Origin of the sequence: Photobacterium frigidiphilum (genome assembly GCF_003025615.1) — a bacterium.
GTDB classification, from domain to species: Bacteria; Pseudomonadota; Gammaproteobacteria; order Enterobacterales; family Vibrionaceae; genus Photobacterium; species Photobacterium frigidiphilum.
Window position 1 is genome coordinate 66,772 of record NZ_PYMJ01000027.1, and the last position, 26,601, is coordinate 93,372.

At 39.0% G+C, this 26,601-nt stretch carries 30 protein-coding genes and 2 pseudogenes; 12 read left to right on the forward strand and 20 right to left on the reverse strand.

All coding sequences use genetic code 11. The features are described from left to right. Positions 1 to 454: 454 nt before the first annotated feature. The 6 genes and pseudogenes from C9J12_RS31640 to C9J12_RS21335 form a co-directional block, all read right to left on the reverse strand. A pseudogene (locus C9J12_RS31640) lies at positions 455 to 2,583 on the reverse strand (DNA topoisomerase III). 3 nt (positions 2,584 to 2,586) lie between these two features. Continuing rightward, a complete protein-coding gene (locus tag C9J12_RS30780; protein WP_170111841.1) occupies positions 2,587 to 2,736 on the reverse strand; it encodes a hypothetical protein in 150 nt (49 codons plus the stop codon). After that, positions 2,733 to 3,224, reverse strand: a complete 492-nt coding sequence (locus C9J12_RS21320) for a hypothetical protein (protein WP_107244538.1) — start codon at positions 3,222 to 3,224, stop codon at positions 2,733 to 2,735. The genes C9J12_RS30780 and C9J12_RS21320 overlap by 4 nt, the downstream gene beginning before the upstream one ends. Then, positions 3,208 to 3,498 carry a hypothetical protein gene (locus C9J12_RS21325; protein ID WP_107244539.1) on the reverse strand — a complete coding sequence of 97 codons (291 nt, stop codon included), beginning with the start codon at positions 3,496 to 3,498 and terminating at the stop codon, positions 3,208 to 3,210. The genes C9J12_RS21320 and C9J12_RS21325 overlap by 17 nt, the downstream gene beginning before the upstream one ends. A 2-nt stretch (positions 3,499 to 3,500) precedes the next feature. Next, positions 3,501 to 3,758 (reverse strand): hypothetical protein, encoded by a 258-nt coding sequence (locus C9J12_RS21330; protein ID WP_107244540.1) that lies wholly within the window; start codon positions 3,756 to 3,758, stop codon positions 3,501 to 3,503. A 14-nt stretch (positions 3,759 to 3,772) separates the two neighbouring features. Continuing rightward, entirely contained in the window at positions 3,773 to 4,231 is a 459-nt protein-coding gene (locus tag C9J12_RS21335; RefSeq protein WP_107244541.1) for a single-stranded DNA-binding protein, read from the reverse strand. Positions 4,232 to 5,137: 906 nt separating this feature from the next. Here C9J12_RS21335 and C9J12_RS21345 point away from each other — a divergent pair. Next, the gene (locus C9J12_RS21345) at positions 5,138 to 5,422 is read left to right on the forward strand and encodes a hypothetical protein (RefSeq protein WP_107244543.1); all 285 of its coding nucleotides are present in this window, start codon (positions 5,138 to 5,140) and stop codon (positions 5,420 to 5,422) included. Continuing rightward, positions 5,400 to 6,338 (forward strand): site-specific integrase, encoded by a 939-nt coding sequence (locus tag C9J12_RS21350; RefSeq protein ID WP_107244544.1) that lies wholly within the window; start codon positions 5,400 to 5,402, stop codon positions 6,336 to 6,338. Before C9J12_RS21345 ends, C9J12_RS21350 begins: the two co-directional genes overlap by 23 nt. Here C9J12_RS21350 and C9J12_RS21355 read toward each other — a convergent pair. After that, positions 6,335 to 7,018 (reverse strand): hypothetical protein, encoded by a 684-nt coding sequence (locus C9J12_RS21355; protein ID WP_107244545.1) that lies wholly within the window; start codon positions 7,016 to 7,018, stop codon positions 6,335 to 6,337. The two genes, C9J12_RS21350 and C9J12_RS21355, sit on opposite strands and share 4 nt — an antisense overlap. 752 nt (positions 7,019 to 7,770) lie before the next feature. Here C9J12_RS21355 and C9J12_RS21360 point away from each other — a divergent pair. The 5 genes from C9J12_RS21360 to C9J12_RS21380 are packed head-to-tail and all read left to right on the forward strand — an operon-like array spanning position 7,771 to position 13,804. Next, positions 7,771 to 9,147 carry a pyridoxal phosphate-dependent aminotransferase gene (locus C9J12_RS21360; protein ID WP_107244546.1) on the forward strand — a complete coding sequence of 459 codons (1,377 nt, stop codon included), beginning with the start codon at positions 7,771 to 7,773 and terminating at the stop codon, positions 9,145 to 9,147. Between the two features lie 5 nt (positions 9,148 to 9,152). Next, positions 9,153 to 10,376, forward strand: a complete 1,224-nt coding sequence (locus C9J12_RS21365) for an ATP-grasp domain-containing protein (RefSeq protein WP_107244547.1) — start codon at positions 9,153 to 9,155, stop codon at positions 10,374 to 10,376. Next, positions 10,373 to 11,458 (forward strand): NAD/NADP-dependent octopine/nopaline dehydrogenase family protein, encoded by a 1,086-nt coding sequence (locus C9J12_RS21370; protein ID WP_107244548.1) that lies wholly within the window; start codon positions 10,373 to 10,375, stop codon positions 11,456 to 11,458. Before C9J12_RS21365 ends, C9J12_RS21370 begins: the two co-directional genes overlap by 4 nt. Further along, on the forward strand, positions 11,455 to 12,618 hold the full coding sequence (locus C9J12_RS21375; RefSeq protein WP_107244549.1) for an ATP-grasp domain-containing protein: 1,164 nt from the start codon (positions 11,455 to 11,457) through the stop codon (positions 12,616 to 12,618). The genes C9J12_RS21370 and C9J12_RS21375 overlap by 4 nt, the downstream gene beginning before the upstream one ends. Next, positions 12,611 to 13,804 (forward strand): MFS transporter, encoded by a 1,194-nt coding sequence (locus C9J12_RS21380; protein ID WP_107244550.1) that lies wholly within the window; start codon positions 12,611 to 12,613, stop codon positions 13,802 to 13,804. The genes C9J12_RS21375 and C9J12_RS21380 overlap by 8 nt, the downstream gene beginning before the upstream one ends. Positions 13,805 to 14,492: 688 nt before the next feature. On the opposite strand, the gene C9J12_RS21385 is transcribed toward C9J12_RS21380, so the two are convergent. The 4 genes from C9J12_RS21385 to C9J12_RS21400 form a co-directional block, all read right to left on the reverse strand. After that, positions 14,493 to 14,972, reverse strand: a complete 480-nt coding sequence (locus C9J12_RS21385) for an RES family NAD+ phosphorylase (protein ID WP_107244551.1) — start codon at positions 14,970 to 14,972, stop codon at positions 14,493 to 14,495. Next, positions 14,973 to 15,392, reverse strand: coding sequence for an antitoxin Xre/MbcA/ParS toxin-binding domain-containing protein (locus C9J12_RS21390; protein WP_170111842.1), 420 nt, complete (start codon positions 15,390 to 15,392; stop codon positions 14,973 to 14,975). 275 nt (positions 15,393 to 15,667) lie between these two features. Continuing rightward, positions 15,668 to 16,357: a helix-turn-helix transcriptional regulator gene (locus C9J12_RS21395; protein ID WP_407675697.1), complete on the reverse strand. Its 690-nt coding sequence runs from the start codon at positions 16,355 to 16,357 to the stop codon at positions 15,668 to 15,670. Positions 16,358 to 16,429: 72 nt separating this feature from the next. Beyond that, positions 16,430 to 16,834, reverse strand: a complete 405-nt coding sequence (locus C9J12_RS21400; protein ID WP_107244554.1) for a hypothetical protein — start codon at positions 16,832 to 16,834, stop codon at positions 16,430 to 16,432. 229 nt (positions 16,835 to 17,063) lie between these two features. On the opposite strand from C9J12_RS21400, the gene C9J12_RS30785 reads away from it, so the two are divergent. After that, entirely contained in the window at positions 17,064 to 17,234 is a 171-nt protein-coding gene (locus tag C9J12_RS30785) for a hypothetical protein (RefSeq protein ID WP_170111843.1), read from the forward strand. Between the two features lie 169 nt (positions 17,235 to 17,403). On the opposite strand, the gene C9J12_RS21405 is transcribed toward C9J12_RS30785, so the two are convergent. The 4 genes from C9J12_RS21405 to C9J12_RS21420 all read right to left on the reverse strand — a co-directional run bounded on the left by C9J12_RS21405 (position 17,404) and on the right by C9J12_RS21420 (position 19,894). Beyond that, a complete protein-coding gene (locus C9J12_RS21405; RefSeq protein WP_107244555.1) occupies positions 17,404 to 17,976 on the reverse strand; it encodes a hypothetical protein in 573 nt (190 codons plus the stop codon). A gap of 15 nt (positions 17,977 to 17,991) precedes the next feature. Continuing rightward, positions 17,992 to 18,345, reverse strand: a complete 354-nt coding sequence (locus tag C9J12_RS21410) for a type II toxin-antitoxin system PemK/MazF family toxin (protein ID WP_107244556.1) — start codon at positions 18,343 to 18,345, stop codon at positions 17,992 to 17,994. After that, positions 18,345 to 18,599 (reverse strand): AbrB/MazE/SpoVT family DNA-binding domain-containing protein, encoded by a 255-nt coding sequence (locus C9J12_RS21415; protein ID WP_107244557.1) that lies wholly within the window; start codon positions 18,597 to 18,599, stop codon positions 18,345 to 18,347. Before C9J12_RS21415 ends, C9J12_RS21410 begins: the two co-directional genes overlap by 1 nt. A 209-nt stretch (positions 18,600 to 18,808) precedes the next feature. Further along, complete coding sequence (locus C9J12_RS21420) at positions 18,809 to 19,894, reverse strand: coiled-coil domain-containing protein (RefSeq protein WP_227876426.1); 1,086 nt, start codon at positions 19,892 to 19,894, stop codon at positions 18,809 to 18,811. Between the two features lie 310 nt (positions 19,895 to 20,204). Between C9J12_RS21420 and C9J12_RS21425 the strand changes: the two genes are divergently transcribed. Then, positions 20,205 to 20,852 carry a recombinase family protein gene (locus C9J12_RS21425; RefSeq protein WP_107244559.1) on the forward strand — a complete coding sequence of 216 codons (648 nt, stop codon included), beginning with the start codon at positions 20,205 to 20,207 and terminating at the stop codon, positions 20,850 to 20,852. Positions 20,853 to 20,908: 56 nt separating this feature from the next. On the opposite strand, the gene C9J12_RS21430 is transcribed toward C9J12_RS21425, so the two are convergent. Continuing rightward, complete coding sequence (locus tag C9J12_RS21430) at positions 20,909 to 21,310, reverse strand: type II toxin-antitoxin system death-on-curing family toxin (protein ID WP_107244560.1); 402 nt, start codon at positions 21,308 to 21,310, stop codon at positions 20,909 to 20,911. Further along, positions 21,310 to 21,480, reverse strand: coding sequence for an acetyltransferase (locus C9J12_RS21435; RefSeq protein WP_107244561.1), 171 nt, complete (start codon positions 21,478 to 21,480; stop codon positions 21,310 to 21,312). Before C9J12_RS21435 ends, C9J12_RS21430 begins: the two co-directional genes overlap by 1 nt. Positions 21,481 to 21,687: 207 nt before the next feature. Between C9J12_RS21435 and C9J12_RS21440 the strand changes: the two genes are divergently transcribed. Both C9J12_RS21440 and C9J12_RS31215 read left to right on the forward strand, forming a co-directional pair. After that, positions 21,688 to 22,443 carry a hypothetical protein gene (locus C9J12_RS21440; RefSeq protein WP_107244562.1) on the forward strand — a complete coding sequence of 252 codons (756 nt, stop codon included), beginning with the start codon at positions 21,688 to 21,690 and terminating at the stop codon, positions 22,441 to 22,443. 196 nt (positions 22,444 to 22,639) lie between these two features. Next, positions 22,640 to 22,972: pseudogene (locus C9J12_RS31215) on the forward strand (DDE-type integrase/transposase/recombinase); the annotation flags it as partial. 125 nt (positions 22,973 to 23,097) lie between these two features. Here the strand turns inward: C9J12_RS31215 and C9J12_RS21450 are convergent. Both C9J12_RS21450 and C9J12_RS21455 read right to left on the reverse strand, forming a co-directional pair. Continuing rightward, complete coding sequence (locus tag C9J12_RS21450; RefSeq protein ID WP_107244563.1) at positions 23,098 to 23,472, reverse strand: hypothetical protein; 375 nt, start codon at positions 23,470 to 23,472, stop codon at positions 23,098 to 23,100. Between the two features lie 226 nt (positions 23,473 to 23,698). Then, entirely contained in the window at positions 23,699 to 23,902 is a 204-nt protein-coding gene (locus tag C9J12_RS21455) for a hypothetical protein (RefSeq protein WP_107244564.1), read from the reverse strand. Positions 23,903 to 24,631: 729 nt separating this feature from the next. Between C9J12_RS21455 and C9J12_RS21460 the strand changes: the two genes are divergently transcribed. Beyond that, positions 24,632 to 26,029, forward strand: a complete 1,398-nt coding sequence (locus C9J12_RS21460; RefSeq protein WP_227876427.1) for a cytochrome-c peroxidase — start codon at positions 24,632 to 24,634, stop codon at positions 26,027 to 26,029. Positions 26,030 to 26,331: 302 nt separating this feature from the next. Here C9J12_RS21460 and C9J12_RS31730 read toward each other — a convergent pair whose 3' ends face one another. Continuing rightward, the gene (locus C9J12_RS31730) at positions 26,332 to 26,571 is read right to left on the reverse strand and encodes a hypothetical protein (RefSeq protein ID WP_456107140.1); all 240 of its coding nucleotides are present in this window, start codon (positions 26,569 to 26,571) and stop codon (positions 26,332 to 26,334) included. Positions 26,572 to 26,601: the final 30 nt, after the last annotated feature.

Below are 26,601 nucleotides of genomic sequence, written 5' to 3' on the forward strand. Positions count from 1 at the left end.
ATGAGGGTATAAGACACTCCAATCAGCTAAGGCTGAACGCGACACGTTTCATGGAGCCATTTAAGGCATAAACGCCGTGTGCTTCACACTGCAAGTCAGTGAGCAACTGTAAAGAATATTTAGGCTAACACCGTTTAACGGTAGTTAAAAGTGACTTAAATCACATTATTAGCCTATCAAGGCTCTCTTTAGTTTTCTAACCTAGCTTTGAAGAACAATACCCGTTAGTACCAAAGTGAAAATCAAATCTTTGCGGGGAAACGATTTCTGTTGGTCAATAGATATTTTTCAGGCACAAAAAAACCCAGATTAGTAGTCTGGGTTTTCTCGAATGTTATAATAAGGTCATTCATTCAGATTAGTAGTCTGAAAGAAACCTAAGCAGTACCACACACTCAACATATTCAGTATCGCCTTATAAAATACAGAAATCAATAAATATGGAAACACCTTCTTAGACACCATTTGTCATCTCCTTACCAGGTTTACCTTTTTCATCAAAATGCCGTTGGCTACAGCCAGATTTAAACGCTGAGCAGCCCCACCAAAAGCCTTTGGTTTTTGCTTTCTTACGAACCAGTACCCCCTTACCGCATGAGCAGGGGGCTGTTTTAGCCGGTTTCCCTCGACTGTCATCGAGCACCAGGCCGCAAGCCTCTTTATCTTCACACACCCAGAAATTTCCTTTTTTACCAGAACGCTGTACCAGCGTTTTTAAGCATGAAGGGCAAGGCGCTGTCGGTTGTACGACTTTAGGTAAATTCAGCGAGCACTGACCACTTTTAAACATATTCACTAACGCGGTCACAAACCCTTCTTGTTTGGTCATAAACGCGTCCAAGGAATATTGACCCAAGGCAATCTGGTCAAGGGCTTGTTCCCACATCGCCGTCATAACAGGATTGGTGATCTCATTAGGAAGTGTATCAATCAACCCCCGCCCTGCTTGGGTACTGAGCAGTTTTTTGCCTTTTGCTTCAACATATCCCCGGCTCTTAATCGTCTCGATAATACTGGCACGGGTAGCCTCTGTGCCTATTCCTGCCGTTTCTTTCAATACCGCCTTAAATTTCGGATCATCCACCATTCGCGCAATGTTGGCCATCGCATCAAGTAATGTGCCTTCTGTAAAGCTAGCCGGCGGCTTGGTTTTCTTCTCTTGAACATTGGCTTGCTGACAAGTCAGCGATTGCCCAACAACCAAAACAGGTAGAGACTGGTCTTTATCCGTATCGCCTTCCTCACTCTCTTTACCCGTTACAATCCGCCAACCTTTAACACGTTCTACCTTACCGCTGGTTCTAAAGTTATGACCCGCCACATCCATTTCAATGGTCGTCGCATCATCTTCAGCACACGGGTAGAACTGAGCAATATAGCGCTCACAGATAGCAAAATAGACATGACGCTCCATTTCAGTCAAGGTTGAGAGTTTGGGTTTAACCGCAAGGGGGATAATGGCATGGTGAGAATGGTCAGCTAATTTTTTGTCATTCCAGCAAGCACTTTTTATCGCATTATCAGCACCGGCACACCCAGACTCCAACTCCGGTATTGATTGCAAAACAGCAAGCACGGAAGGCACGTCCTCAAACTGACTCATGGGTAAATAAGGACCATCAGTCCGGGGGTAGGACGTTATTTTATGTTTTTCATACAACGACTGAGCCGTATCTAAGACTTTTTGGGCGGTATAACCATATTTAGCGGACATCGTTTTTTGTAATGCCCCCAAAAAAACAAAGCCGGGTGTTTCACCTTTCGTCGTTTGGTTTCAAAAAGAGTCACACGACCCTCTAACCCGTGACACTGTAACGATACAGTTTGAGCCACCTCGCGGCGTAAACACCGTCCAGATCCATCCGAATCATGCTCGGGTACACACCATTTCGCATTAAAACCCTGGGACCCAACATTGAATTTCCCCACAACATCAAAGAAGGGGAGCGACACAAAGTTTTCTATCTGCCTATCGCGATCAACCACTAACCGTAATGTCGGTGACTGAACCCGTCCCACCGACAACGGTTTGGTGTACCCGAGATCTCGTCCAATGATCGTACACAACCGAGTCATATTCATCCCAAGCAACCAATCTGCTCGACTGCGCCCCACACCGGCATCCCCGAGTTTTTCTGTTTCTTCACCCGGCTTCATCGTCGCCAATGCCTGGCGAATACTGGATTCATCTAATGCACTTAGCCAAAGTCGTTTTACCGATCCGGTAAAATTCACGTACTCAAGGATTTCACGCGCAATCACTTCCCCTTCACGATCGGCGTCCGTTGATATCACCACTTCACTCGCCTGACTAACGAGCTTACGGACAATAGCAAACTGCGCTTTAGCCTCCTTCTTCACTTTCATTTTCCATACAGACGGGATAATGGGTAATGTTTCCATTCGCCACTGCTTATAGCTTTCATCGTAACCTTCCGGTTCAACTTGTTCGAGTAAATGACCAAACCCCCATGTCACGACTTTACCCTCACCTTTAAATGCCCCATTCTCCCGCTGGCGACACCCCAACACAGCCGCGATATCTTTTGCCTGAGACGGCTTTTCACATAAATAGAGTTGCATTCTTTATCCCTCACCGTGTGACAATCGGTCATCAGTACGGTTTCGTTTTGCTTCAAGGCGATCAGCGTCGAGCGATTGCCACACCTGACACAAGAAAAATACACCGCGCCAAACATACTGAGTACCTATCATTATTCCTCTCGATACATTCATGAAAAGGGCCCTCCTGTCTCCTCTCGTTCAATCAACTGCTCAAAACAATCGAAACCGACGGGTCCGAATGCACGTATTGCTTGCAACAAACCGTCTCGCTGTAAAAGTGGTTGTTGTAAAATATCGTCCACAACACAGCAATGCTCTTCACGCGCGGTATATACATTCATTTCAATGGCTTTTTCATCCAACGGAACCCGTTTAAATCCGTAAAATCGGACAAGCAAACTGATAATGGTATCGGTAGAGAGATACCGCCCTTCTTGTTTTTCGGCAAAAAACAGACAAAACAGAGCGGGACGTAACGGGGACGGCCAGGTCGGTGATGTACCACAAATTGCAATACTCGATGCGACGGGCTCCATTGCGTGCACCAAATGATAAGACGCTTCATTTTGACGGGTGACGGTATTCATCTGTCTTTCTTTACCGTCCGTCATTTTCGCAACAACACGATGTAGTGCAGAGAAATCAACATCCAGTTTCATGGCCCCCTCCCTGCTTTATATTGCGTAAAAAAGTTCTTAAATTGACACAAGACAACAACTCATCAACCCTTGAAAAATCACCATCTGATACCGCTCCCTCAATTAACGACACTCTATGAATTTCATCATCATTTGAGATAGCAGTGATCCCCCATTCAGGCGGTTCATTCACATCATAAGATTGCAGTAACTCAAATAAACGGTCCCGTTTCCTCTTGAATGTCGACGCATCCTTATACGTAAAAACAACGGTCAAACGCCCTGCGTTATTCATAACTATTCACTCCGACTCAGAGTGACGTTATCGCTCGGTGTACACGCCTTAATACGACTTTTTACCCAAGTTGGGGTGACATTATTCAACGTCTTATTTTCAGTATTACCAATCAAGGCTTGCTGTACTTGAAGCGTAAAAGGCGTTTGATATCTCACCTCCACCGTTGCTTGTGCAAGCGCATTTTTATCTGCACGATGACGGGCCCGTACCTGAGTACGCAGTGCTGCAATCGCATTGGTTAAATTCTTTGCGGCCATATTCGGCTCCTTGTCTATTGAGGGATATCATAATCATACTGAGGAGGGATTTGCTGTTGCTGCTGTGGAGCCGGTTGCTGTTGCCGCTCATCCATCGTGATAGAACGAACACGAGAAGGTAAAATCGCAATCGATTCTGCCGTTAACGCCATCCCGGATAACATCTGCCCAGGGTTATCAGAATCAGGCCATTCATCAAGGCGTAACTCGCCTTCAATACGCACCCGCATTCCTTTTCCCAATAGTCGATTTAATTGTTCCGCGTTACGTTTCCAGTAATCAATGCGGATCCAAAATCCCCCTTTATCTTCAAATCGTTTATTAGGATCGTCACTTCGAACCAGACGATCATATTTAACACTGAAGACTAAAAGCGGACGAGGTTCGCCATTACTGCGTTCATTAGCAGGTTGAAACGTTAATTTTGGTAACTGACCAATGTTGCCATCGAAAATAAACGTACTTTTTGCCATGAGGGCTTTCCTTTAATTAATATCAAATGGTTTTTCAGCCTATCTGATATTTAAAAGGAAATACTGATTAGAACTTTTTTCCAAAAAAAGTTCTAATCAGTATTTATCAGTTATTTTATGATATCATTACGAGTTAACCAAACATGCCGCACATTCAGTTATAACCTCAGATCATATAAAGCCGTGCACTTATTACCATTAAGTTCAGCCTTTCTATTAACAATTAAAAAATCATACCAAAAATGACTATCAGACAATATCTATGCCTAGCATTTAAAATCACAGAGAGATGTTAAGAAAAACCATAACGAAAAGACAGATAAAGACAAACCAAAAAAATCTATTCAATATTGCGCCAGAATATTTATTGATAATAAAAAATTTCATTATCATCATACAACATGACCCCTCTACACATATTGAGCTTCGCTCTCTATGCTAGATGACTTCTTTTTTCCTTTATTTATGAGATTGTTGCATTAATAATAATTCTGTTTAAGAGCGAGTCTGGTTTCTGCTCAAAATGTATCAATGCTCTCCCTCAGGGTCGGTTGCCACCGTACCCAGAGGGAGAGCACTAAAAGCCTATTGCAACAGTGTTTATCTCATTCGAAATAGCTGTATACTGTAATTATAATCAAATTGACATTACACAGTTATTTCGAATAATCATTAATATTGAGCCAGCCATGAATAAATTAAAGCATCAACTACTTTCTGATATTTCATCACTCGACTTAAGACGTCACAAGTCGTCAAAATTCGATCCATTTAAAGATGAAATACTATTTTTAAGACAGAATGATATGGGATATCAAGACATCGCAGATTGGCTCAAAAAAGAAAAAGCATTATCGGCGTCTCCATCATCCATTCATTATATTGTACACAAATGGAAAAGTAATCATGGCTAATATAGAACAATTAATTGACCTTCTTATACCAGACCCCATACTGTCATCAACAGCGATACACAATCGAAAACAAAGGAGATCATCTATACTCGACCCGTATCGGTTAGAAATCATGACACTGTATGACGAGTTTGGTCAAAGTGGTACCGCTATTCAAATATGGTTAGCGCATAAGAAAAATATCTATATTACTAAAGGTATGATTTACAAACGCATTCAGTATTGGCGCAAATTAAACGAGTCTATGATTAAAGATGAAAAACAAAGACAGATATAAAGAAAAACTCTCTCAACAAGCCAATCGTTTTTTTCATAAGCATTACTACGGATTAAAGACACAGAAAATAAAAGATTCACCTCTTATTCACGGCCGCCGAACCTTAAGAGAGCAAATTAGAATTGTCGGGAAAGCAGCTTACGACATGAAAGTATCACGACTAAAACAAATTACACCAGAAATGGCGCAAACATATTTAAACAATAGTCGTGATAAAGGACTATCACATAAATATCTGTCCACAATTAAATGTTCGTTAGAACGATTAATCTTCTTGAACGACTCTAAAAATAAGTTAACACCTGTTATCGCTCTACCGAGAAAAGAAGTACCATTAACCGATAGAAATCGTGCTTATACTCCCTCACAAATTCGTTTGATTTTAGACAACTTAAATGACCGTGGAAAACTGTCAGTATTGATAGCGCTTAATGCAGGGTTAAGAGTTGAAGAATTACTCACCATAAGACGAAAAGATGAAGCGACTGTATCGACGAGCAGGATGTGGAGTAATAAGCGCTTCACTGGTCGAGAAGACGGTGTACGCTATATAGTTACGGGAAAAAATGGATTACGAAGAGAAGTTATGCTTGATAAGCATTTAGCTGAATGCATGGAGACCAAACGACTCATCAATCCTCAAGCGATTATTGATCGCGGTGAACCATTTATTATTCATTATGATCTTTTAGGCGGAAAACGTTTCTCGGAAGCATTTTCCAAGGCTTCGTACAAAGCCTTGAACTGGTCACATGGCGCTCACGGCCTCAGATTCACTTATGCTCAAAATAGAATTGATAACCAACTTGTTAACATTCAATATAATGAAGCTAAACTTATTCTAAGCCAAGAACTCGGACATTTTAGAGAACATATCACCGATAGGTATATTGAGCCCTATAGAAGCAAACGCTAGAACCCATTATACTCATTATAGCTAGCATCATATACAACTGATGACAATGTAAAACCAAATGACTTTAATACTGCGGCAGGTCTTACATATGTTTTAAAGTCACTAAAAAGTTGACGATAAAACCGCTCTCCACCTTCAGAATCAAATGTTGATTCCAATATGATCTGGCAACTATCTGGGCACACCACTCCACCGTCTTTTTGGCTCTTCATTTCATAAGCGGATGCAATAAGATATACACCTAGTTCAGATCTTATTACATCACAAAAATATGAACCAAGTCCTTTATGACGATATGCTGCTTTTATAAATACCGTTTCTAAACTCAAAAACAACGTCGGCTCATCGATTGAAGTGTTTTGAATATCAGTCACGTAAATATCACAATTTAAATGACACAATCCAATCAGCTCATGATTTAACCATAATTCATAAATAGGCATGCCAATAAAATACTCTTCTTGGTATGGCAAAAAATCATTCGCCAACTCACGTACTAATTGACGTTTTTTACTGGTATTCCCTGCGCTTAAACTCACTGTTAATAATGATTCAGGTGGAATATTTAAAATAAAACCGGGTTTAGATTTGATCTCTGCCGTTTTAGCGGCCTCATAACTTAGTATACGGTTAGCAAAAATAGATGTTACACCTTCGTTATCCTTTTCATTGCAACACATAAATCACCCTTAAAATTCAATCAAATACATAAAATACACTTTCTTAAGTTACCACCAAAAGTTTATAGACTAATGGCGCGTCTCAATGACGAATAACAGTAAGCCTGCTTCTGCTAGCCTTATCAGATAAGGCAAATATTACAATTTTCTTCGTTTTTTAGGTTTCAAAACCTCCATAAATTAAAAAATACAGATAAGAAAACTCACCCGAAAGCATGTGCTTTCAGGTGAGCAGGTAAACATCCAATAAAGGATCAAGTTAAGAAGTCTGAATCAGACTCAGTGATGTTATTAAAAACATCATGCCAGAGGGCATAGTAAGGCCAGGTAGGACGAAGCCTATGGTTCCTGGTGCTTCTATCGATCATAAGATATGAGAAGCAAAGTATAAGACACCCCAATCAGCTAACGCTGAACGCGACACGTTTCATGGAGCCATTTAAGGCATACGCCGTGTGCTTCACACTGCAAGTCAGTGAGAGACTTTAGATCAATTTCATAGTATCAGGTTCGAAAGAGGATTTGAATATTCTCACCGTAATGCTGCCAAGTTACTGTTTACGATAAAACTCCCTCGATTAATTTTTTGAAACAATCTCCACTTCAAGGAAACCCCCCATTGACATTAACACAACAAAAGAATAACGTTCGCGCATCTGTATAGCATATAAACTAGATGCATACTTAAGCCAATGGAAGTGTTTAGTTACCTCTTCTGATCCAATGTCATTGAATAGTTCTAAAGGTTAAATATGGATGTATACGAAGGGCTTAAAAAATGCAAACGCGTAATTGCCGGTATTAACGAAGCAGGTCTAAAAACAAACAAAAGCTGTCGAGATATAGATGTTATATCTCTTTGCAATGGTGAAGGAATACGAAGGCCGCCATTGGCAATTAACCGAGCATTAATCACAAGTGCAGTTGAAAATTGTCAGTCCTCATTTGAAAAATACTCCTACTTAATTAGAGATAACCGCCTAGAAGAAGCCATCAAAAAATACTCAAGTATACGTAAAGACCTGCCTGTCGCAATAGATATGGGCAGCACGCGGATTTTTAACAATATTTTCAATCATATTTTACCGAAACAATCAAAAATTTTTATAGAAGTTGGCTTTTACCACTCGTTCATTGCTTGGACTCATTCAGCAAACGTATGCTTATGCGTAACTGGAGACAGCTCTCAACACACAGCCAAAACTTCGCTAAAGAGTTTAAACATAGGGAAAGGAAAATACGGGGCCCCGGCTGCTGTTATTATTATTAATCCAACATATTCCGGAGAGTTATACACTCAAAGTGAACTCCAAGGCATCATTGATTGGTGTCGGTCCAATGACTCTCTTCTTATTGAGGATGCGGTTTTCCAAGGCACTGAATATGGTAAAACTACAGCGAGAGTTTTAGATGTATCTAGAAGCCTAGATAACACTATCAGCGTTAACAGCGTCTCTAAGTCTCTGGGGCTATCTAACTTGCGATTAGGGTGGGTAATAGGTTGTGAACCCCTTGTTCATAAATTAAGTTATTATTCGGATATAGCAACTGTATCAATTCCTTTTCTCACTGCCAATATCGCCTCAGAAGCTCTACTTGAACATCAAGACTACAAAATATTTTGCAAAGAACAAAATGTTCTGAGAGTAAAATTTTTAACCAACCTCATTCAGACAAAGAACCAACGATTGATTTGTCGCCTTGGTGGTAATAGGGACTGGCTAGCTATCAAAAGTAAACCAGTGTCAGGCCAAAACATGTTTATCTACTTTCCTGCTATTGAAACAGCTTTCAGTCAATTGGGCTTAGTCGATAGTGCAGATTTATGTGAAAAGATAGCGAATAAATCTGGCGTGATGTTGTCTCCTTTACTATCAAGTGGCTATAAAGATTCGACATGTAGAATTTCGTTTTCAGGAGTGGATGTAAACAAAGGATACAAAATAAGCCAGAAATATGAAGTAAAAGTGATTGATTCAGTGCTTAAAAAGCAGTTGGTTGATATTACATATTATGAACAGCAACTCAATAACGAACTCAGCACTATATACATTGAAACTCTGGATATTTTCGAACAAGCAATAGACAAGATAGCTGAAGCAGTCATTGATATCGTAGAAGGGAAGTAACTATTATGAAAACTGTTTATATTTTAGAAACGAACTTTGCCGGCAATGGTTGTCAAGCTATGCAATTCGCTCGATATCAAGGCTATAAAGTACATTTTTTAACCTCTAACCCAAACGATTATTTGGGCCGGTTAAATCCTTTGCCTACAGATATTGCCGATGAATTTACTGTTATTGATTGTTACAGCTTCAAAAGCTTAGCTATGTTTTTTGATGAAAACATCGACGATATAGCAGCCATACTTACATTTGATGACTTTCATCTAGAAGTCTGCGCGAGACTCTGCGAAAGATATAATCTAATCACACCCAACTCGGGTGCTATTTCTAAGGTAAGGGATAAACAAGTTGCTCGTGAGCTTATCAATAATCAGCACTCTAAAGTTACCGCATGCTCGTTTAGTTTAGCGAACGCCCCTGATACTGCTCCTTTAGATTATCCTGTTGTAGTAAAGCCAACTGATGAAAGTGGCTCTGTGGGTGTGACAGTTTGCTATAACAACAGCGACTGGCAGTTTGCAATTCAAAAGTTAATCGAACTTCCTACCAATGTCAGATCCTACAAACGAACCAATAAAATTTTAGTGGAAGAATATATTGGTGGTGAAGAGTATAGCGCCGAGCTAATTTGGTGCACAGACACCTGTGACTGGCAGTTAATAGGCATTACCAAAAAATATGTCACCAGCGGGACTTCATGTGTAGAAATTGGTCATACCTTCCCTTGCACAAAAGAAATCATCTGTGCAAAAAGCGTTGAATATGAAATAAAATCATGGCTTCGTGATATTGGTCTAACATCTTGTGTTGCACACGTGGAGTTCAAAAGCCATAAAGACAAGTTGTACTTGATTGAAATCAATGCTAGGGCAGCAGGTGGCAATATCGCGGAGCTAGTACATCTATGTTTCGATATCGATTTGGTCGAATGTAGTCTCAATATTGCTTTGGGTAAGCAGAAAAAGGTTGAATTACCTTCTTCTACTAGTTTCGGTGCAATTCGATTCATCATACCAAAGAAGGCAGGGTGCATCATCAATATTAAAACTCCAGAAGCAGAGTCTTCTATTTGCAAGGTGAATGTTAGGAACAAGTTCCCTATCCAGTTTGATGGTGACCTTAGCGCGAGCTTTCGATTAGGGTACTGTATTTCACTGGAACAAACTTTTATTACCGCTGAAAATGCTGCTTTTAGATTTGTAGAGCATTGCGAGGTGCACTACTCATGAAGGTTTTAGTAATTGGTGCTGGCAGCGGTGGGCTTGCTTTAACCAATGATTTGTTGGCAAGAGGTTTTGAGGTTTGTCTTTACGCGACTTATGATCATGCATCAAATATAGATGCCATTAAGACGAATGGTGGAAAGCTTGTTGGGGTGCTTAGCAATAACAAAGTGTTACAGAAAGTACATATGACAACAACATGCCCCAAAGAAGCCGCTGAATATTCAGATATCAGGCTATTTGTACTTCCTGCTTATGCACAGGAATCGTGCTTTACAAAATTTATACCTTTTATTACTTCTCAGGTAATCAACATCTTTCTTCCTGGTAACTTCATCGGCACACAGGTTGAAACACTCATGAGGCAGAACAATAGCTTAACAGAAGTTACTTATATTGAAACGAGCACAATTCCACATATATGCCGTGTTAATAATCCAGGTGAAGTTATCATTAGCAACCATACTAAGCCGTTTATGCATGTATCCATAGTTAACCGAAGTGCTCATTCACATACCGAACTGAAAAGCCTATTATGTCACCTATTTAATCAACCTCTAACGTTTTTGAAACACCCACTTGCTGCGGGCCTGTACTCGGTAAATGGCGTTTTTCACCCAATACCTGCCTTATTTAACTTGGCCAATATTGATAACGAAATGAAGCAATTCTATTTCTACAAAGATGGGATGTCTGAAGAAGTCTGTAAGATGATGCATCAACTCGACAAGGAAAGAATCAATTTACTCTCTACTTTATCAATTGATAAGCAAACTTTCGAAGCTCAACTAAACAAGTATTACCGCACACCTGATTGCTCCTTAATAACATTTGTCAAACAGTCCCCCTATCATAATGCAGATTTCCATATGCCCGATAGCATCCGCCATCGATATTTCTTTGAAGACATACCTTATATTTTATCACCATGGAAACAAATCGCCAATATGCTTCAGATTGAAACCCCAGTATTGAGCTCTGTAGTAACACTAGCTCAAGTGCTCATAAATGAAGGAAAGCCTTTTTCAAATCGTCACATTTCCTCATCATTTCTTGAACAACAAACAGTAGAGGTGAATATTGCATGAGCCATAATGTTGCTTTACTGAATTGTTCTATCCATTTACTCGACAGAGCAAAAAATTTAGGTATACCTATCGTATTGATACAGCCTAAGTCTAGGATGGAACCTTTTTGCGTCGAAATGGCTGATCATCTATTAGTCTATCAAGATGGGAAAGAAGACGAAGCTGAATTTATTAATTTTCTTTGCTTTCACAATGTGCATGAAGTCCTAACGTTATCTGAAGCCAGTTTGGATCTATGTTGGCGTTTAAATACTAAATTAAACAATAATACTCCACCTTACCCCAAAGTGTTTAAAGACAAGTTTTTTATGAGGGAATTCTTATCTGAAACACCTTTCGGTAACGTGAAATACCAAGTAGTGAGCACTGAAAAAGAACTAGCAATAGCCTCCGAGTATGTATCCTTCCCTATCGTTTTAAAACCCGTATCTGGCTCAGGTAGCAAAGGGGTGATCATGGCCTATGATAAGTCTTATCTCAAGCTTTCTAGTTCCTCACCACACATACTTGAGGAACTGATACTGGGTGATGAGTTTTCCGTTGAATCAGTAGTAACAGATAAACAACGAGTCCACTTGGCCGTTACGAAAAAACAGTTATTCGACCGAGATGGCGGATGTGTAGTAGAAAGAGGACATTTTATTCTTAAATTACACAATCAAATGGCAGAGAAAGACATTATTAGAAATTTTGTAGATGGAGTGCTACAAAAAATAGAAGCCGCCCCAGGTGTTTACCATACTGAGGTAATCGTGCGAGACGATATCGTCCACTTGGTAGAAATACATAAAAGAGTCGGTGGAGATTGCATCCCAGATTTAGTCGCACAAGCCACTGGAGTAGATTTGTATACCGTAGCATTGCAAATTGCGACAGGTCGAAGCGTTGAAGTAACTCAAACAGAACTTCGTGGGGAGGCTGGTATTTTATATTTAGATAAACCTGAAGGGCTCGTTTCTATGGTCAGCGGAGAATCGATACTAAGGACAATGCCTTCTATTTGTACTTTCCAGATAAACTTTTCCACAGGGAGCTATATTAAGCGTCCATTAAGTTCATCGGAAAGAATTGGTTATGTGCAAGGATTTTCGTTTGTTAGAGGTAAAATCAATGCGATCCTGCAAGAAGCACAAAATGTTATACAGGTAGCATATGACTAAGAATAATACACTCGTCTTGATCTCTATGTTCCTGTCTTGTATAGGGATGTTTATATTTTTTCCTTTTATCACGAGCTTCATTGCGTTTTCATTAGGTATAGAAGAAGCGAGCGTTGGAACCTTAGTTGGGATCAGTATTTTTGTTGGTAATGTTAGTGCCTTACTCTTTTCTCTGAATTGCAAACCTAATAAAGAAAAGTGGCTATTTTCTTTATCTATATTCTTCTTCATCGTCTCTATAGGTGGCATGTTTGCAATGAGCTTGAACAAGGCAATTGTGATAACCGCGTTATTGATTGGACTAATCTCGCTCTACCGTTTTGCAATTGGTATCTATTTTAACTCATCTCGTGCATTGCAAATGAGATATCTGCCAGCGCATGAAAACTCAATAACATTATTATCGAAAATAAAACTAGTGAATAGTGTTGCGGCAGGATTTGGCCCTGTTATTGGGCAATACATTCTCTCACAATATGGATACAGCGAGCTATTTGGAGCAAGCATTGTCTTATTTTTACTTGCTTATTTGCCTCTGCTAAAAACGGAAAAACTGCCACAAAATGACATTTGGGACAGCAATAAAAAACGCTCTTTCTCTATTATTAAAGAAAAGTGGTTCGCCCTGTCTTGTCTAAGCGGTAGCTTCCACTTCATTTTTGAAGCTCAGATATATACCTATTTAATATTCAAAGCGAACAAAAATGGTATTGAAGGTGCCATTCCTGCCATATTTACAACCAACTCAATCGCTTTAGTCGCACTAGGTCTTCTATGGATAAAATATATTGGTGATATAAAGAAACATTTTGTTTGGATCTCTACTGCTAGCTTTTTTTCTTTGTCCGCAGTCCTTATGGTCACTTGGGTAGAATCTATTTATGCACTCATATGTGTTGTAATTATGTTTTCATTCGGTGAGTTTGTATCACCACAGTTAAGGCTTGATTATGCTTCAGATTCAGAGCTAGACAAGTTAAGTGTCATATCAGTACACAACTTCTTCACTGGCTCTCTGGGTATGTCTGTAGGATTTGCTCTGGGCGGATATTTGTATTCACTAAATAACATTGTTTTAGAATCAGCAGCATGGATACTTGTTTACTGTATGTCTGTGCTGCTTTTGCAGAAATCAAAAGCACTAAAAAAAGCTCACGGAAAATTAATAACTGATAAATTTATCTAACGGTAGGCTGCCTACGGCAGCAACTAACGACCTGTAAGTTTTTCTGTTCATCATAAGGTATCTTACTTTCTATCCAGCCGCCTCGACGTTGGTATATGCGAGTATGATGACCGGTACGGGATAGGTGTATTCAAATGAGGAAAAAAAGGTAATATCTGTTTAATAATGCGAAGTTAAATAGCGCCGAAAGAAACGCGGGGAATAACATTTGGATATCTGAAGAGATCATTAAACGTAGGCAACATGATGAACGCGTTTATGACGGTACCGGTTCTTCCGTTAAGTATCCTGACAGCACCATTGAAGCCTGCCATTACATCAAATTGGCGTATAAACTTCCCTTACATAAGGCCCAGAGCTGATTGAAAATTTATTGACGAAGCTTAGCATGACCAACCTGCAATGCCCTGATCATACATTGCTGTCAAAACGGCTGAAGCAACTCAATCTCACGGCGCCACGATTTAGAAAAAATGAAAATTCAATACATTAGGTAATAAGTGGTAAATATGGGCATAAAAGACAGGGAAATAGCAAAATAGTTTACCAAGCAAGAGCTAATTGTTTACCAGGTATGATCGAAGGTATGGATACTACGTTTTTACAAGGCATACTTGTTCATCAAACTACAACTAGCTGTTGGTTTCGATAACAAAAGATACCCTCTTTTTAAAAACAGCTGAGTTAATTACTCATTAGAACCGGTGAAAGCCCTTTCGTTGAATAACTTCCTTTTCGTATCGACTAGAGTTAATTGTTTAATACCTTCGTGTAAGGGGTTAATAGCAATGATTGATTCAAGGCCATCAGGAGTAGCTGCACTTGGAACAATCAACCCCGTATTATTTTTTTTAACTAACCACTTTGTCCCTATTACTCGTGTTGATGACGGATGTGGATAAACGTTCCAATCAGAAGGTAATTCGGTAGTATCTAATTGTTCGATTAGCTCATCAGATAGCTCATAAATTCCTAGAAGACGGTTCTTCGGTATCAATCGAGGCAACGGAAAATAATTCGCCATCTCCAACATTGCAACAGACGGTGACAGAGCAAAGTACATCACAGGGTGCCCTTTGTGATTCCACCGTGCCCCATCCTGATAGCTAGCCCCCAAACCTTCGTAATTTTCGAGATAAAGCTCCGGCGTGATTCGATATAATTTCATTTATGAAAACTCACCCCAAGCCATTTTATTCAACATTTCTTTGACTAAGCAGCGCCCCATGAATGTATCGAGTAAATCCGTTGGCTTTTGATTGTTAAGTGCAGGAATCGGGGTATTCAGCAGCTCGGTCGCTGTACTCATATCATCATATAGCTCATAAGCAGCACTGTAGACACTCAAGATATCGAGTATTTCTTCAGATTGCTGTTTATCCAGAGCCTTGCGTTTATATAAGCGATGCAGGTTACCGCTCGTTGTACCGAGTGCGCGACAAATTACGCCACGCTGGTCAGGTAGCATTTTCACCGTTGATTCAACAACAGATCCAGCAACACCGATGGAAATAGCATTAAGAAACTTATATTGGTCTTCGAAAATGTCATTTCTTAACCCAACATCTGCGATAAGTGAATATGACATAATAAACATCCTATTATGAATTAACACAATCAGTATACTTCATTATGAAGTACCGTCAACATCATGAGATGTCATGAAATTGCAAAGTTCAGCGTTCTAGCCCCTACAAACCATATACGTACTGACGCGTTTCACTTGTCTGGTATGAGCAAATAATTAACCGTACTCGCTTCATTAACCTTGGTTAATCATTTGCTCATACCTAAATTTATAGTAAGGAATTTCAATATTCCTTACCATTAAAAGAGATATAATCTAAAATATTAACCTCTTTATTATTTCAGTATTACAGATAATTGTCGTGTTAACAGGCTTTCTGGAATATACGATCCAAAACCTAAATCTAATGCTAGATCAATTAATTCAGCTTTTGAGTGAGCATTGAATTTCTCACGTAAACGAAGTATATAGTTCTCTACTGTTTTCACTGAAATATTCAACCCTCTTGCAATATACTGAGGTTTTTTTCCATAGAGTAATAAAAAAAGCACTTCAGATTCCCGAGTATTAATGGCTACTTTTTGATTATGTAAATCTAAACTAAATGAAACCTGAGTCTTTTTACTAAAACCAGCAGCTTGGCAAATCAAATGGCCAACTTCTAGAGTAACGGCATCTGTTAGCTCGGTACCAGAAAAAATAGTCCCAACTATTTTGTTTTCCTCATTTTTCCACGGTATCTTTGTGAATAAATGTGCACGCCAATACCCGTCTGAATAAGGGTGAATATCAAGTACCCGCATACACTTTCCGGAATCCATTACTTGTAAATCTTGTTCTTGGAATGATGGTGCCCATTCAATGGTTGGGCTTGGCATATCAAAATCTGTGCGCCCAACACAATCTAAATGATGATCAACACCAATTATTTCACCATATTCTGAATTAGCAAAAACAAAGACAGAATCTTTATCTTTAGTACCCCATAAACCAGGGAGTTGATTAAAAATATGGAAGATAATCATTATCTCCATATTTATGAATAAAATCGTATTTTAAATACTGGTTTTTCATAAACTTACCTTCAATAACCAAATTTAATTAAATGGGTAGCTATTAGCTACTTCAAGGTGATCAAGAATATGAGGTGGTGTACTTTCAATAAATTGGGTGAGATCCAGTTCAAACGGACCTGTTGAGCCACTCCGACACATAATTAAATTATCACCAAGAACCACAAGTAAAGGTTTAGTCGCCTCCCATTGCAGTGTAGTTGTCATATTATAATCACTGACATCAATACCGCAGTTATACGTATTCGAGCTAAGAATACCGTTAGTAATATTGTAGCCACCAACTAGTGAGATAGGATGTTGTGTCTTTGGATAAGTGATCGGAACATTTTCATGGTGGTATGATCCTGAAAAAATGATTGTATTGTTAGCCGAAACGAAAGAGGAAGCTAACAAGGATAACAGACCAATTACTTTAATTGTTTTCATAATATTCTCCATAGTGCACATTGGGAAAGTTCCCAATGAGAATTTATGTTATTTGGTAGGTTGTAACAATAGGATAATCTCTTATTTTTTTGTGCGACATTGACCATGTGAATGATTCATGCGAGGTAAGTGGGTTGTAATGTAATAAACCATCCCACTCCATAACGTCCCGTCTGACTATGATTATGGCGACAATTAATAAGCAATTAATTGATAAGTGGGAGATAGAGTGATGATCATTAACTTACTGGGTATTGGTATTGATATTAATGGTAAAGCTGTTTTAAAAAATCGATTCTCAAGAGATAAACTGGCTGAGTATATCGCTAACACACCACTATGTACGATCGTCATGGAATCGTGTGGAGGTGCCAACTATTGGGTCAGGGCACAAGTTTAACTTAGATGCCAAATATATGACTGCAACTTAGATCTAGAGCAACATCATTAAAAATTAACGTGCAAATAGGGATAGTTCATATATGTCGCAAACTGGAGTGCTGAGTTAAATGGCGACGAAAGAAACGCGGTGAATAACAAAAAAAAATTTGTTTCATTAAGCTGCTTTGTTAACCGTTTTGAATGTTTTTCCACTCATGATTTCTAATTTTTCTACAAATTTCTCTCTCTACAGTACCTAGAGCATGTCGTTTATCACCTCTCAGCGAACACCTCATTGTATTACAACGCTCACATGAAAAGATTGTTTTAGGCTCCAAACCGTCATGTGTAAAGTTATACCTGTTTGGTACTAATTCAGAGTAAACAAGTTCACTTTTACAAGACGAGCACAAACACCATAAATTTTTAATTAAACCGTTTGAATAATACCAATGCCAGTCAGCACCAAATAAGTGATCAGATTTATATAACTCTTCCACTCCTGGTTTCTTCTTTCTAACTACTAAAGAAACCACTTCAATTAACGTTGGAACTGACAAAAAAACTAATAATACGATTACCCATCCATAGACTTCATGTGAAGAGGTAAGCCATTCCCATATTGATATCAGCAGCCCAAAACACCAAAAAGCCACTTTAACCAAAAGGTCTCTAAATGGAGTCCAAAATGAGAGAATTATTCCACCGATTACAGATGCTATAGCTCCATTACGAATTGGGTTAGATTCCTTCTTACTCAAAGTTACCCTCCTTGTTTAATCTTCAAATAGTGTATCTGCGCCAATTAATGGAATAAGTCTCATCAAAACATTATCCATAACTCCCTGCTCGGCTGTGGTGATCAGTGTGGCTTTACGATCTTGCCATGACAGTGTCTGAATCAGGCTTGCAGCCACAACAGATGGCTTTTCGAGGTTATTAACAGGTACCTCGGTTGCACCGCCACGAATACTGGTACTAACAGGACAACAAATGAGTAATCCCGTTTTTTTATTGTACTCGTAGCTCGACAGTACTAACGCTGGCCGATACTTACCGATTTCTTTTCCTTTTACGGGTTCAAAATCAAGCCAAATAATATCATTGCGACTTGGAATAAATTTCGCCATTATTCCCCCATGTCCTTAGCTGAAATTACAGCCAATCCATCAGCATGAGCAGTATGTGCATCCAGCCCACTTAACAATTCTTCCTCAGTGAATAAGAAGCGCTTCTTTATCTTTCTAATTGGTTCAATCACAATTTTCCCATCAACTGTTTTAACATCAATTTCTGCGCCCTCTGCCAGTTCAAGCTGGCGAATAAAAACAGCAGGTATAATTGAACCAAGTGAGTTACCGATCTTTCTTACTTGAGTTCTCATAACTTCACCTCATGTGGTAACACTGTTATAACCATTTTATGTAAAACAGGCGACGTGTCAACTATGTTATAACAATAATGCATTTAAAAAAGACTACCTGACGCGTTTCACTTGTCTGGTACGAACCTATGATTAACCGTACTCGCTTCACTAGTCTTGGTTAATCATTGGCTCATACCTTATAGTTCATTGAAGATTATTAGGATTTATCACTTATCTAGATCAGTTGATTTTTTATTTGCTACATCTAATAATTGAGTTATGTCTTCATGACGCTGCTGCCATCTAACATTATCATCCTCAAGTTTAGAAATTGTATGCTCTGACTGCTGTTGACCTTTTTTCAATTCAGCGATCAATTGGTCTTGGCTTGCTTGAGTGACCTCATAACGATCTACTGCGCGATATTGCTGACTCACTGTCACCTTTAATTCAACAGCCTTTTCATTCAAACTAACCAGTTTATCTTTAACATCTGACAACTCTTGTACTGACCTATCTAAATGCTCTCTCAGATTATTTCTCTCAACCAGAAGCGAAGAACGATCACCTTCAAGTTTATGAGTCTGTTCTTGGATATTTGTTTGATTCGACTTTAACTCTTCAACTAATTGAAGATGTGCTTCCTGCGAAGATTCAAATCGAGCAATTTCAGTTGATTTAGCAATTAATTCCACATTTAGACGCTTAACATCATCGGTTAAATCATGATTTTGTTCTTTCAATGTGGTAACTAAGTTTTTATCACCTTCCATCATGAGTTGTATTTTTGCCATTTCAGTTCTTAAGTTCTCGTTACTACCCGCCAGCTCATTGTTATTAAGCTGTAAATCATCAATTTGTTGACGTAATTCTTTGACGATAGCGTCTTGGGCCTTGCTTGCTTGTAAATTTTCACTTTGAAGACGTTTGATTTCTTTCTCACGCTGCTCTAACAGAGCCGTTTGCTTATACAGGCGATCTTCTGCTCGCTCTAAATCCTCAATCGCTATAATAGACTGCTCTTTAGCATCATCTGCAATCTCCCGATAACGACGTTCTGCTTCTGTGGCATGTCGAGTAATTTCAGACATAAACACACGAGTAAACTCTTCTGAAAACCCCATCTTTTCCAAAAGCGATTTCTGATTCGCTTCAAGCTCATCTTTCCAGATCTTATAGTACTTATGGACGGTGCTAGTACTGCTTACATCAGGCAGCATCGAAAGCACAATTCGCACGCTGACTTTTTGCCCTTTCGAATATAGATCATTACAAATTGCTATAACTCTATCTTGAAGTGAGTTATCAACCATTGACTGCTCCATCGCACCATCCCTCAAAAATCACAATGGTTATATTTTACACGAACAATGAACGAACGCAAATAACGAACGAACACCGTTCGCTCGTTCTATTGATTAATATTCAAAAAACATATGCCAGTTATCAAAAAATAGATTAATTGTTATTTACTATTAATTACACCAAAACAATAGTCACCACTATGTCGCACTTGGGTATACCCCACCGCGACAAGCTGAAATTGACCTAAAACTATCAATGCTATAACTTAAATGCGATACTATATTAAGCGATAACTTATACGCGATAGGAGAAGGTAAAATGTTTATTCGGGCGTACCTCAGAGCCTCAACTGACGACCAAGATGCAAGTCGAGCAAGAAAAACCCTCAGTACGTTCACAGAGCTGCACAAACAACGAATAGCGAGTTACTATCAAGAAAACATCAGCGGTACACAATTAGACCGTCCAGAATTAAATCGGCTACTTGATGACACTCAAGAGAACGACATACTGTTAATTGAGAACATCGACCGGCTTACTCGACTCAATGATAAAGATTGGAAAACGCTCAAACAGAAAATTGAGCTGAAAGGATTGCGGATTGTTAGCCTGGATGTACCGACGTCCTATTTGGCGATTGATAACAAACGATTCATTAACGATGATCCAATCATCAAGGCTGTACTTGAATCAATTAATAATATGTTGATTGATCTTCTGGCGGCGATGGCCAGAAAGGATTATCTGACACGTCGAGAACGTCAGAGCCAGGGAATAGAAAAAGCAAAAGAAGAAGGGAAATATAACGGCCGTGTTGCAGATAAAGAACGCCACCAAAAAGTCATGTATTACCGGAATGACAAAATGCTGAGTATTTCAGAAACGGCGGCAGCAACAGGGTACAGTCGCTCTCAGGTTTGTCGTATTCAAGCGTCATATAAGAAGGATCTTGAATTATTGATTTAAAGGGTGAATTAACTAAAAGGACAATTCAACAGAGTTGTGCGACCTAGCCTGTTTGTTTAGCCCGCTAGGTCATTTTCTTGCGCGTACTGCGCATACAGGATATCAGCAAAATCAGTTTCCGAAATTTCTTCAAGAACCAAATCTCTAACTGCTTCGGCTAATAAGTCATTGTCACTCGTCAATTCGAAATCATTTAAAGACAAGTACTCAAGAGCAACCATTAAACCGGTTCTTTTGTTGGCATCAGGGAGAGCGTGAGCTATTGCGATGCTCGCAGTGTATTTAGCCGCGATTTCAAAAATATCATCTAAGCCGTTGTAAACAATTGCATTATCTATTCTTCCTAAAGCACCTTGCAATTTTGGAATATCAACAGCACCATTCATACCAGGCTCACTTTCCAGTATAAATGTATTAATTTCAATAACTCGCTCAAATGGAAAGCAAATAATATTCATTACATATCAGCTAATTTTTCGAACGTTTTACGATGGGTTCTCAAGGCTAACTTAGATTCTGACTTAACAATCTGCTGACCACAATCACCTGAAAGGTCGAGTTTTTTTGTAGCTTTAATCTTAGGTCTTTCAACAGAAGAAACGCCATAACATTCAATTCTTTTATTCATCTACCCTATCCCTTAAAAAACGTTTATAAGCTATATTATACTACCAAATTTACGAATAGAATATAACGATTCTTAGGCCACAAAAAACCGATTTCTGTGATGCAATGATGCCGGTTTTTTTACGACAAAGTGTGTTCAATAATTTAGTGATGATATTATGCTCTTGTTTAGAAATATGAAAACTAATAACTCTGATAGGGATCATTAATGAAGAATTTGGCTGGCCACAATATTTCTATATTTTTATTTCAATTCGTTCTTCGAAAGAATGCTATTAGTTTTGTATTAAACGAATCAATTGCAGAAGATTTGTACCCTGAAATTGAAGAGCAAATACAACCCCTTACACAGGCGTGTAGTGAAACGCTTATGCGGCATAGGCATCTGTGTCACGAAGAAATTATTATGGACGGAAATATACTTGTCGATAATTGTTTTGAAGTGATGTTAAGTGCAGGGCTTGGCAAACACTTTGCAGAAAGAGAGAAGCAAAATCTGTTTAATGATGCTCATAAGATTGCTAATTTGCTTATGGAGGTAATGGACCGAAGAACAAAGGAATTAGAACAAGGAACTTATCCTGGCCCTCAGTATGTAACGCCTAAAATACAACGTACTCAATCTACAAATAAGGGGCTCGAAGCGTTGGGGCGAAAACGACAACAATCCCCTTGGGATACCAATGAAATATATGACTTGAGTAGATTAAATCCAGATGATCTGCCGAAAGATGTTTTGGTCAGGAAAGGTTACGACCATCGAGGTCATTGCCTAGCCTTTGAACATAAAAGGCTAGGTGATCTAGGAAGAATTATATTGACCTATATTGGTAAAGATAAAACTCTCGTGGAAGCCGAACTTTCTAAAGATAATCCCGATACATTGGATGAAAAGCAAAAGGTGCTTGAAGAGATTGTTTCTACTGTAGAGTTTAACTTGCGCACAATAGTCAAAGATATTTAGGTAACTATAAAAAAAGGTTTAATTATTTTGTCTTTTTCCAATCCTTTGAGCTGGTCACAGTGGAAAAATTACTCATAACTCGATTACCTCAATTCATAAAAAGTAACTCGTAATCGATTAAATCTAGAAAAATATCGTTAACTAACCATTTAGTTATCAACTAGTTATAATGTTACCGCTTTTGTAGTTAGACCCAACTATCCATCACTGGGTGTTGGAGTATGCCCCACAGTTGGAAGTCACGTTTCGTAATGGCAAGAAGCGTGCTGTCGATAAATTCGGCTTCATCCCTTTTTTCATGTTAACTGAAAAATGGGATGAAGCCGCCGCCAGAAGATTCTTTAATAAGGCAATATGACAGCATGGTTTAGCTGATAAGGTGATTATTAGTAACGCCGCCGCTTTAGATGCCTTAAATTGGCAGATTTGATTTGCCGTTATAATCGGCGGATTTATTGAGGTACTCCAAGTGAAATATCTTAACAATATCGTGGAGCAAAGCCACCGAGTGGTGAAATGTAAGATGCTTTGCAAAAGTCAAATTAAAAATGCTGGAGATATACCGATTTGGGAGCAATTTACTCCCTTTCGTCCTAACTGTATCTGGGGATAGGTGTTTCTACATTCGAGCCCTGTCCCAATGATACTAACCAACTAAAGGCAAAATACCTTTTCTACCCATTGGTTATGCTCAAATGGACCATGAATCGATTTAAAACACCCTTTACTTTCTTCAATGTCTCGATCTAAATCCGTTGCAACCCAATCAACAGTGCAAATAACTTTATCTGTTTCAAGAATCACACCTTTGATAACACCAAGGTGAAAAATTTTAATTCCCGTTCGTCCGCCCCCCTTCATTCGCTTAATAGCAATTCGATCGCCAGGTTTCATTTGAGACGCTTTTTTATATTGAGCAGGTTGTTCACTCTCCCCCCAACCAAGCATCCAAATTCCCTGCTCAATAAATTTTTCATCTTGATGTTCCACACCTCCCCATGAAGCACCAACAACCCAATAACTTTTCATTCTTACTCCTATATTTATAATATAGATAGCATTACACTCAACGATCTAAAATCGTGGCTATCAGTATGCTACCGTTTAATTGATGCTTGCGTAATGGTAAATCTAAAACCCTAGTGGGGAAGAGATCCGCCTTCATGAATCGTCTCTTCAATATTGAGGCCGTTTACCAGTAATAATTCCTCATTACTGGATAGATCAGTATTATTGGATTAGTTGCAACTGTCCCTTAGAAATTCATTAATAATTCAAGTAAAGTATCCCTTGAGCCAAACCAAAGAGAGGCACATTTATCCCCCAATGAAATATCTATTTTTGCATTTAAAATCTGCTTTATCTGAAAGTTTTCAACCCCAAAAATGGCTTCATCAATCGTCCTGAACGTTTTTATTGTATCAATATCAAATAACACTGAACACTGGATAAACTGCATTCACGCTCCTTTATTAAAGCAAAAAAAGATGAAATATTGTGCATATCAGCACTGATTGATGGCTTTCCACATCCTTGTAAATCCTTATGGCCGTACTGAATGCATTTTACTTTAAACCATAGCCCGAAAAGCCTTCATTATTATATGCCACCTCGCACATATGGTGTATGAGCTAGTATATTTCAATTGCGTATATGGGGCCCATACAACACATTTTGAGGCTATTCTTTGGCTATTTCTGAATAAGCGGTGACACCAACGTCTAAACAACCATTAGCTGGAAAGATTACAACTCACGACCACTCTCCCTCCCTATGCCAACAGAATAATAACCAAGACAATACTTTTCGCCATGGAAGTCCTCTCATTCCTCCTCAACAGCAACGATCAACTTTATCCATATTCAGACGATAAAAAACGAACCTAGATCTGTTGTTATTACGGTGAAGAAACGCAGAAAAAGACCGTACTAATCCAACGCCTTTATTTGTTGGCAGCGTGTATTTCTCGATAATTTAAATTGATCTAAAACAACAAAAGTCATTGTTATTATTATGTTTATCTTTACAGAACTGTTACATCTTTTCAGAGATCTCTTAGTACAGTGTAAAGGGTTATGTTGCAGAGTTGTGTCATCGTTTTATTCTATCGCATCATCCACTTTTTTCGTTTTGCGCATTTTTTCCACACTCCGTATGTTACCCGTATTTATGAGAGAAAGGAGTTCCTGTGAAAAAATTTATTGTTTTATTTATTCTTATTGCGGTGGGATATCTATCCACCGTTTATATTGTGAATCAGTCAGATACACGACTGAATACACGTAATTTACAGCTATACCACCACGAAAAAATGGACCTACTATCTAAAAAAGCCTTCACCGTACTGAATGAAAATGGTTGTCAATATTGCCACACAAGTGACAGTGAGATGCCTTTCTATGCAAGCTTGCCCATCGCAAAACAGTTGATGGAAAAAGATGTTGCAACAGGACTGCGTCATTTCAATATGAAACCCTTGCTAACACAGATGCAAAATAACGAGAGTATCTCAGAAGTTGATTTAGCAAAAATAGAATCAGCTATGGAAGATAATGCCATGCCTCCTAACCTGTATTTAACCATGCACTGGGGCTCAAAACTATCCAGCGATGAACGTCAAACTCTACTAGCGTGGGTAAAAGCACAACGTCATAAACATTATCCAGAGCCTGTGGCAGAAAGGGCATTCCAAAACGAAGTTGTACAGCCTATTTCCACCACGTTTACTACAAATGTAGATAAAGTCGCACTCGGAAAAACGCTTTATCATGATACCCGTCTTTCCGGTGACAACACAGTATCGTGCGCCAGTTGCCATGATTTAACTATGGGCGGAGTTGATCGTTTACGTACATCGACAGGGGTGAATAATGCACAAGGTCCAATCAATGCCCCAACCGTGTTTAATGCTGTGTTTAACACGCACCAGTTTTGGGATGGTCGAGCGGCAGATCTACAAGCACAAGCAGGAGGGCCACCAATGAACCCAATTGAAATGGCTTCAGGTTCTTGGCAACAAATTATTGATAAATTGGCACAAGACGGCGCCTTAAGCCAGAGTTTTAATCATCTTTATACCGATGGAATAACGGGCGATAACATCACCGATGCCATTGCCGAGTTTGAGAAAACCTTAGTGACACCCAATAGTCGTTTTGATCAATACCTAAAAGGAAATACCAAAGCATTAACAGCGACAGAGCAAGAAGGCTACGCATTGTTCAAAACTAACAAGTGTACGACGTGCCATGTCGGTGAAGCTATGGGAGGGCAATCATTTGAAGTGATGGGATTAAAGAAGCCTGATTACTTTAGCAACAGGGGTAATTATACTGATGTGGATAATGGTCGCTTTAATGCAACAGGTGACACTAACGACTTACACCGATTCAAAGTACCCACATTGCGAAATATAGCGCTTACAGCACCATATTTTCATGATGGTAGTGCTATTACCTTAGAAGATGCCGTTGATAAGATGGCCTTATACCAGGTAGGAGTGCAACTGAGTAAAAGTGATATCAACAAAATTACCGCCTATTTGCACACTCTGAATGGTGAATATGACGGTCAGTTACTGAAATAACGACTCTGATGTTTTGATAAACAAACGGCACGACAAACATGTCGTGCCGCCTTACTATTTTTGGGGCTCACACACATACTTGTTCGTTTTTATTTAAATCTGCTTGTCGTCCTCTGAATTTACCTTCATTCTTTGCTTTTTCTATACCTTCTTTTTGCAAAATATATGAACCATCCCTATTTTCACGTTAATTTTTAATGATGTAGCTCTAGATCTAAGTTGCAGTCATATATTCGGCAACTAAGGTAAACTTGTGCCCTGATGTAAATCCGCACTCTTCTTCCTTATCAACCCCATGACCTCTACAAACCATAGGTATCTAGTACTTCACACATTTGTAGGAAAACCCATAGCCCCGCAAGCAGTGATGGCAGAGTGACAGGCTTTGAACGCTTAGTTAAACGACCACTCAACTTAACCAAAAAACCTTTAAATTCAGGTTCTGTCGCAAGCAGGAGTAGTAAGTTATGTTCTCCGTCACCACTCACTACTTCTCGCACAATGACTATCAATTTTTCAGGCCGCCACTTTCCGTCAGACATCATCCTTCAATTGGTTCGGTACTATCTCTC

Bases quoted from the DNA above. Each gene is read 5' to 3' on its own strand.
- C9J12_RS21325 (WP_107244539.1), bottom strand. From the start codon at position 3,498: ATGAATAACGCAGGGCGTTTGACCGTTGTTTTTACGTATAAGGATGCG.
- C9J12_RS21415 (WP_107244557.1), bottom strand. From the start codon at position 18,599: ATGAGAACTCAAGTAAGAAAGATCGGTAACTCACTTGGTTCAATTATA.
- C9J12_RS21350 (WP_107244544.1), top strand. From the start codon at position 5,400: ATGAAAAACAAAGACAGATATAAAGAAAAACTCTCTCAACAAGCCAAT.
- C9J12_RS21380 (WP_107244550.1), top strand. From the start codon at position 12,611: ATGACTAAGAATAATACACTCGTCTTGATCTCTATGTTCCTGTCTTGT.
- C9J12_RS21365 (WP_107244547.1), top strand. From the start codon at position 9,153: ATGAAAACTGTTTATATTTTAGAAACGAACTTTGCCGGCAATGGTTGT.
- C9J12_RS21335 (WP_107244541.1), bottom strand. From the start codon at position 4,231: ATGGCAAAAAGTACGTTTATTTTCGATGGCAACATTGGTCAGTTACCA.
- C9J12_RS21455 (WP_107244564.1), bottom strand. From the start codon at position 23,902: ATGCAGTTTATCCAGTGTTCAGTGTTATTTGATATTGATACAATAAAA.
- C9J12_RS21440 (WP_107244562.1), top strand. From the start codon at position 21,688: ATGAAGAATTTGGCTGGCCACAATATTTCTATATTTTTATTTCAATTC.
- C9J12_RS21320 (WP_107244538.1), bottom strand. From the start codon at position 3,224: ATGAAACTGGATGTTGATTTCTCTGCACTACATCGTGTTGTTGCGAAA.
- C9J12_RS21400 (WP_107244554.1), bottom strand. From the start codon at position 16,834: ATGAAAACAATTAAAGTAATTGGTCTGTTATCCTTGTTAGCTTCCTCT.
- C9J12_RS21390 (WP_170111842.1), bottom strand. From the start codon at position 15,392: ATGTCATATTCACTTATCGCAGATGTTGGGTTAAGAAATGACATTTTC.
- C9J12_RS21410 (WP_107244556.1), bottom strand. From the start codon at position 18,345: ATGGCGAAATTTATTCCAAGTCGCAATGATATTATTTGGCTTGATTTT.
- C9J12_RS30780 (WP_170111841.1), bottom strand. From the start codon at position 2,736: ATGAATGTATCGAGAGGAATAATGATAGGTACTCAGTATGTTTGGCGC.
- C9J12_RS21360 (WP_107244546.1), top strand. From the start codon at position 7,771: ATGGATGTATACGAAGGGCTTAAAAAATGCAAACGCGTAATTGCCGGT.
- C9J12_RS21435 (WP_107244561.1), bottom strand. From the start codon at position 21,480: ATGAATAAAAGAATTGAATGTTATGGCGTTTCTTCTGTTGAAAGACCT.
- C9J12_RS21420 (WP_227876426.1), bottom strand. From the start codon at position 19,894: ATGGTTGATAACTCACTTCAAGATAGAGTTATAGCAATTTGTAATGAT.
- C9J12_RS21370 (WP_107244548.1), top strand. From the start codon at position 10,373: ATGAAGGTTTTAGTAATTGGTGCTGGCAGCGGTGGGCTTGCTTTAACC.
- C9J12_RS21425 (WP_107244559.1), top strand. From the start codon at position 20,205: ATGTTTATTCGGGCGTACCTCAGAGCCTCAACTGACGACCAAGATGCA.
- C9J12_RS21450 (WP_107244563.1), bottom strand. From the start codon at position 23,472: ATGAAAAGTTATTGGGTTGTTGGTGCTTCATGGGGAGGTGTGGAACAT.
- C9J12_RS21345 (WP_107244543.1), top strand. From the start codon at position 5,138: ATGGCTAATATAGAACAATTAATTGACCTTCTTATACCAGACCCCATA.
- C9J12_RS21330 (WP_107244540.1), bottom strand. From the start codon at position 3,758: ATGGCCGCAAAGAATTTAACCAATGCGATTGCAGCACTGCGTACTCAG.
- C9J12_RS21375 (WP_107244549.1), top strand. From the start codon at position 11,455: ATGAGCCATAATGTTGCTTTACTGAATTGTTCTATCCATTTACTCGAC.
- C9J12_RS31730 (WP_456107140.1), bottom strand. From the start codon at position 26,571: ATGTCTGACGGAAAGTGGCGGCCTGAAAAATTGATAGTCATTGTGCGA.
- C9J12_RS21395 (WP_407675697.1), bottom strand. From the start codon at position 16,357: ATGATTATCTTCCATATTTTTAATCAACTCCCTGGTTTATGGGGTACT.
- C9J12_RS21355 (WP_107244545.1), bottom strand. From the start codon at position 7,018: ATGTGTTGCAATGAAAAGGATAACGAAGGTGTAACATCTATTTTTGCT.
- C9J12_RS21385 (WP_107244551.1), bottom strand. From the start codon at position 14,972: ATGAAATTATATCGAATCACGCCGGAGCTTTATCTCGAAAATTACGAA.
- C9J12_RS21430 (WP_107244560.1), bottom strand. From the start codon at position 21,310: ATGAATATTATTTGCTTTCCATTTGAGCGAGTTATTGAAATTAATACA.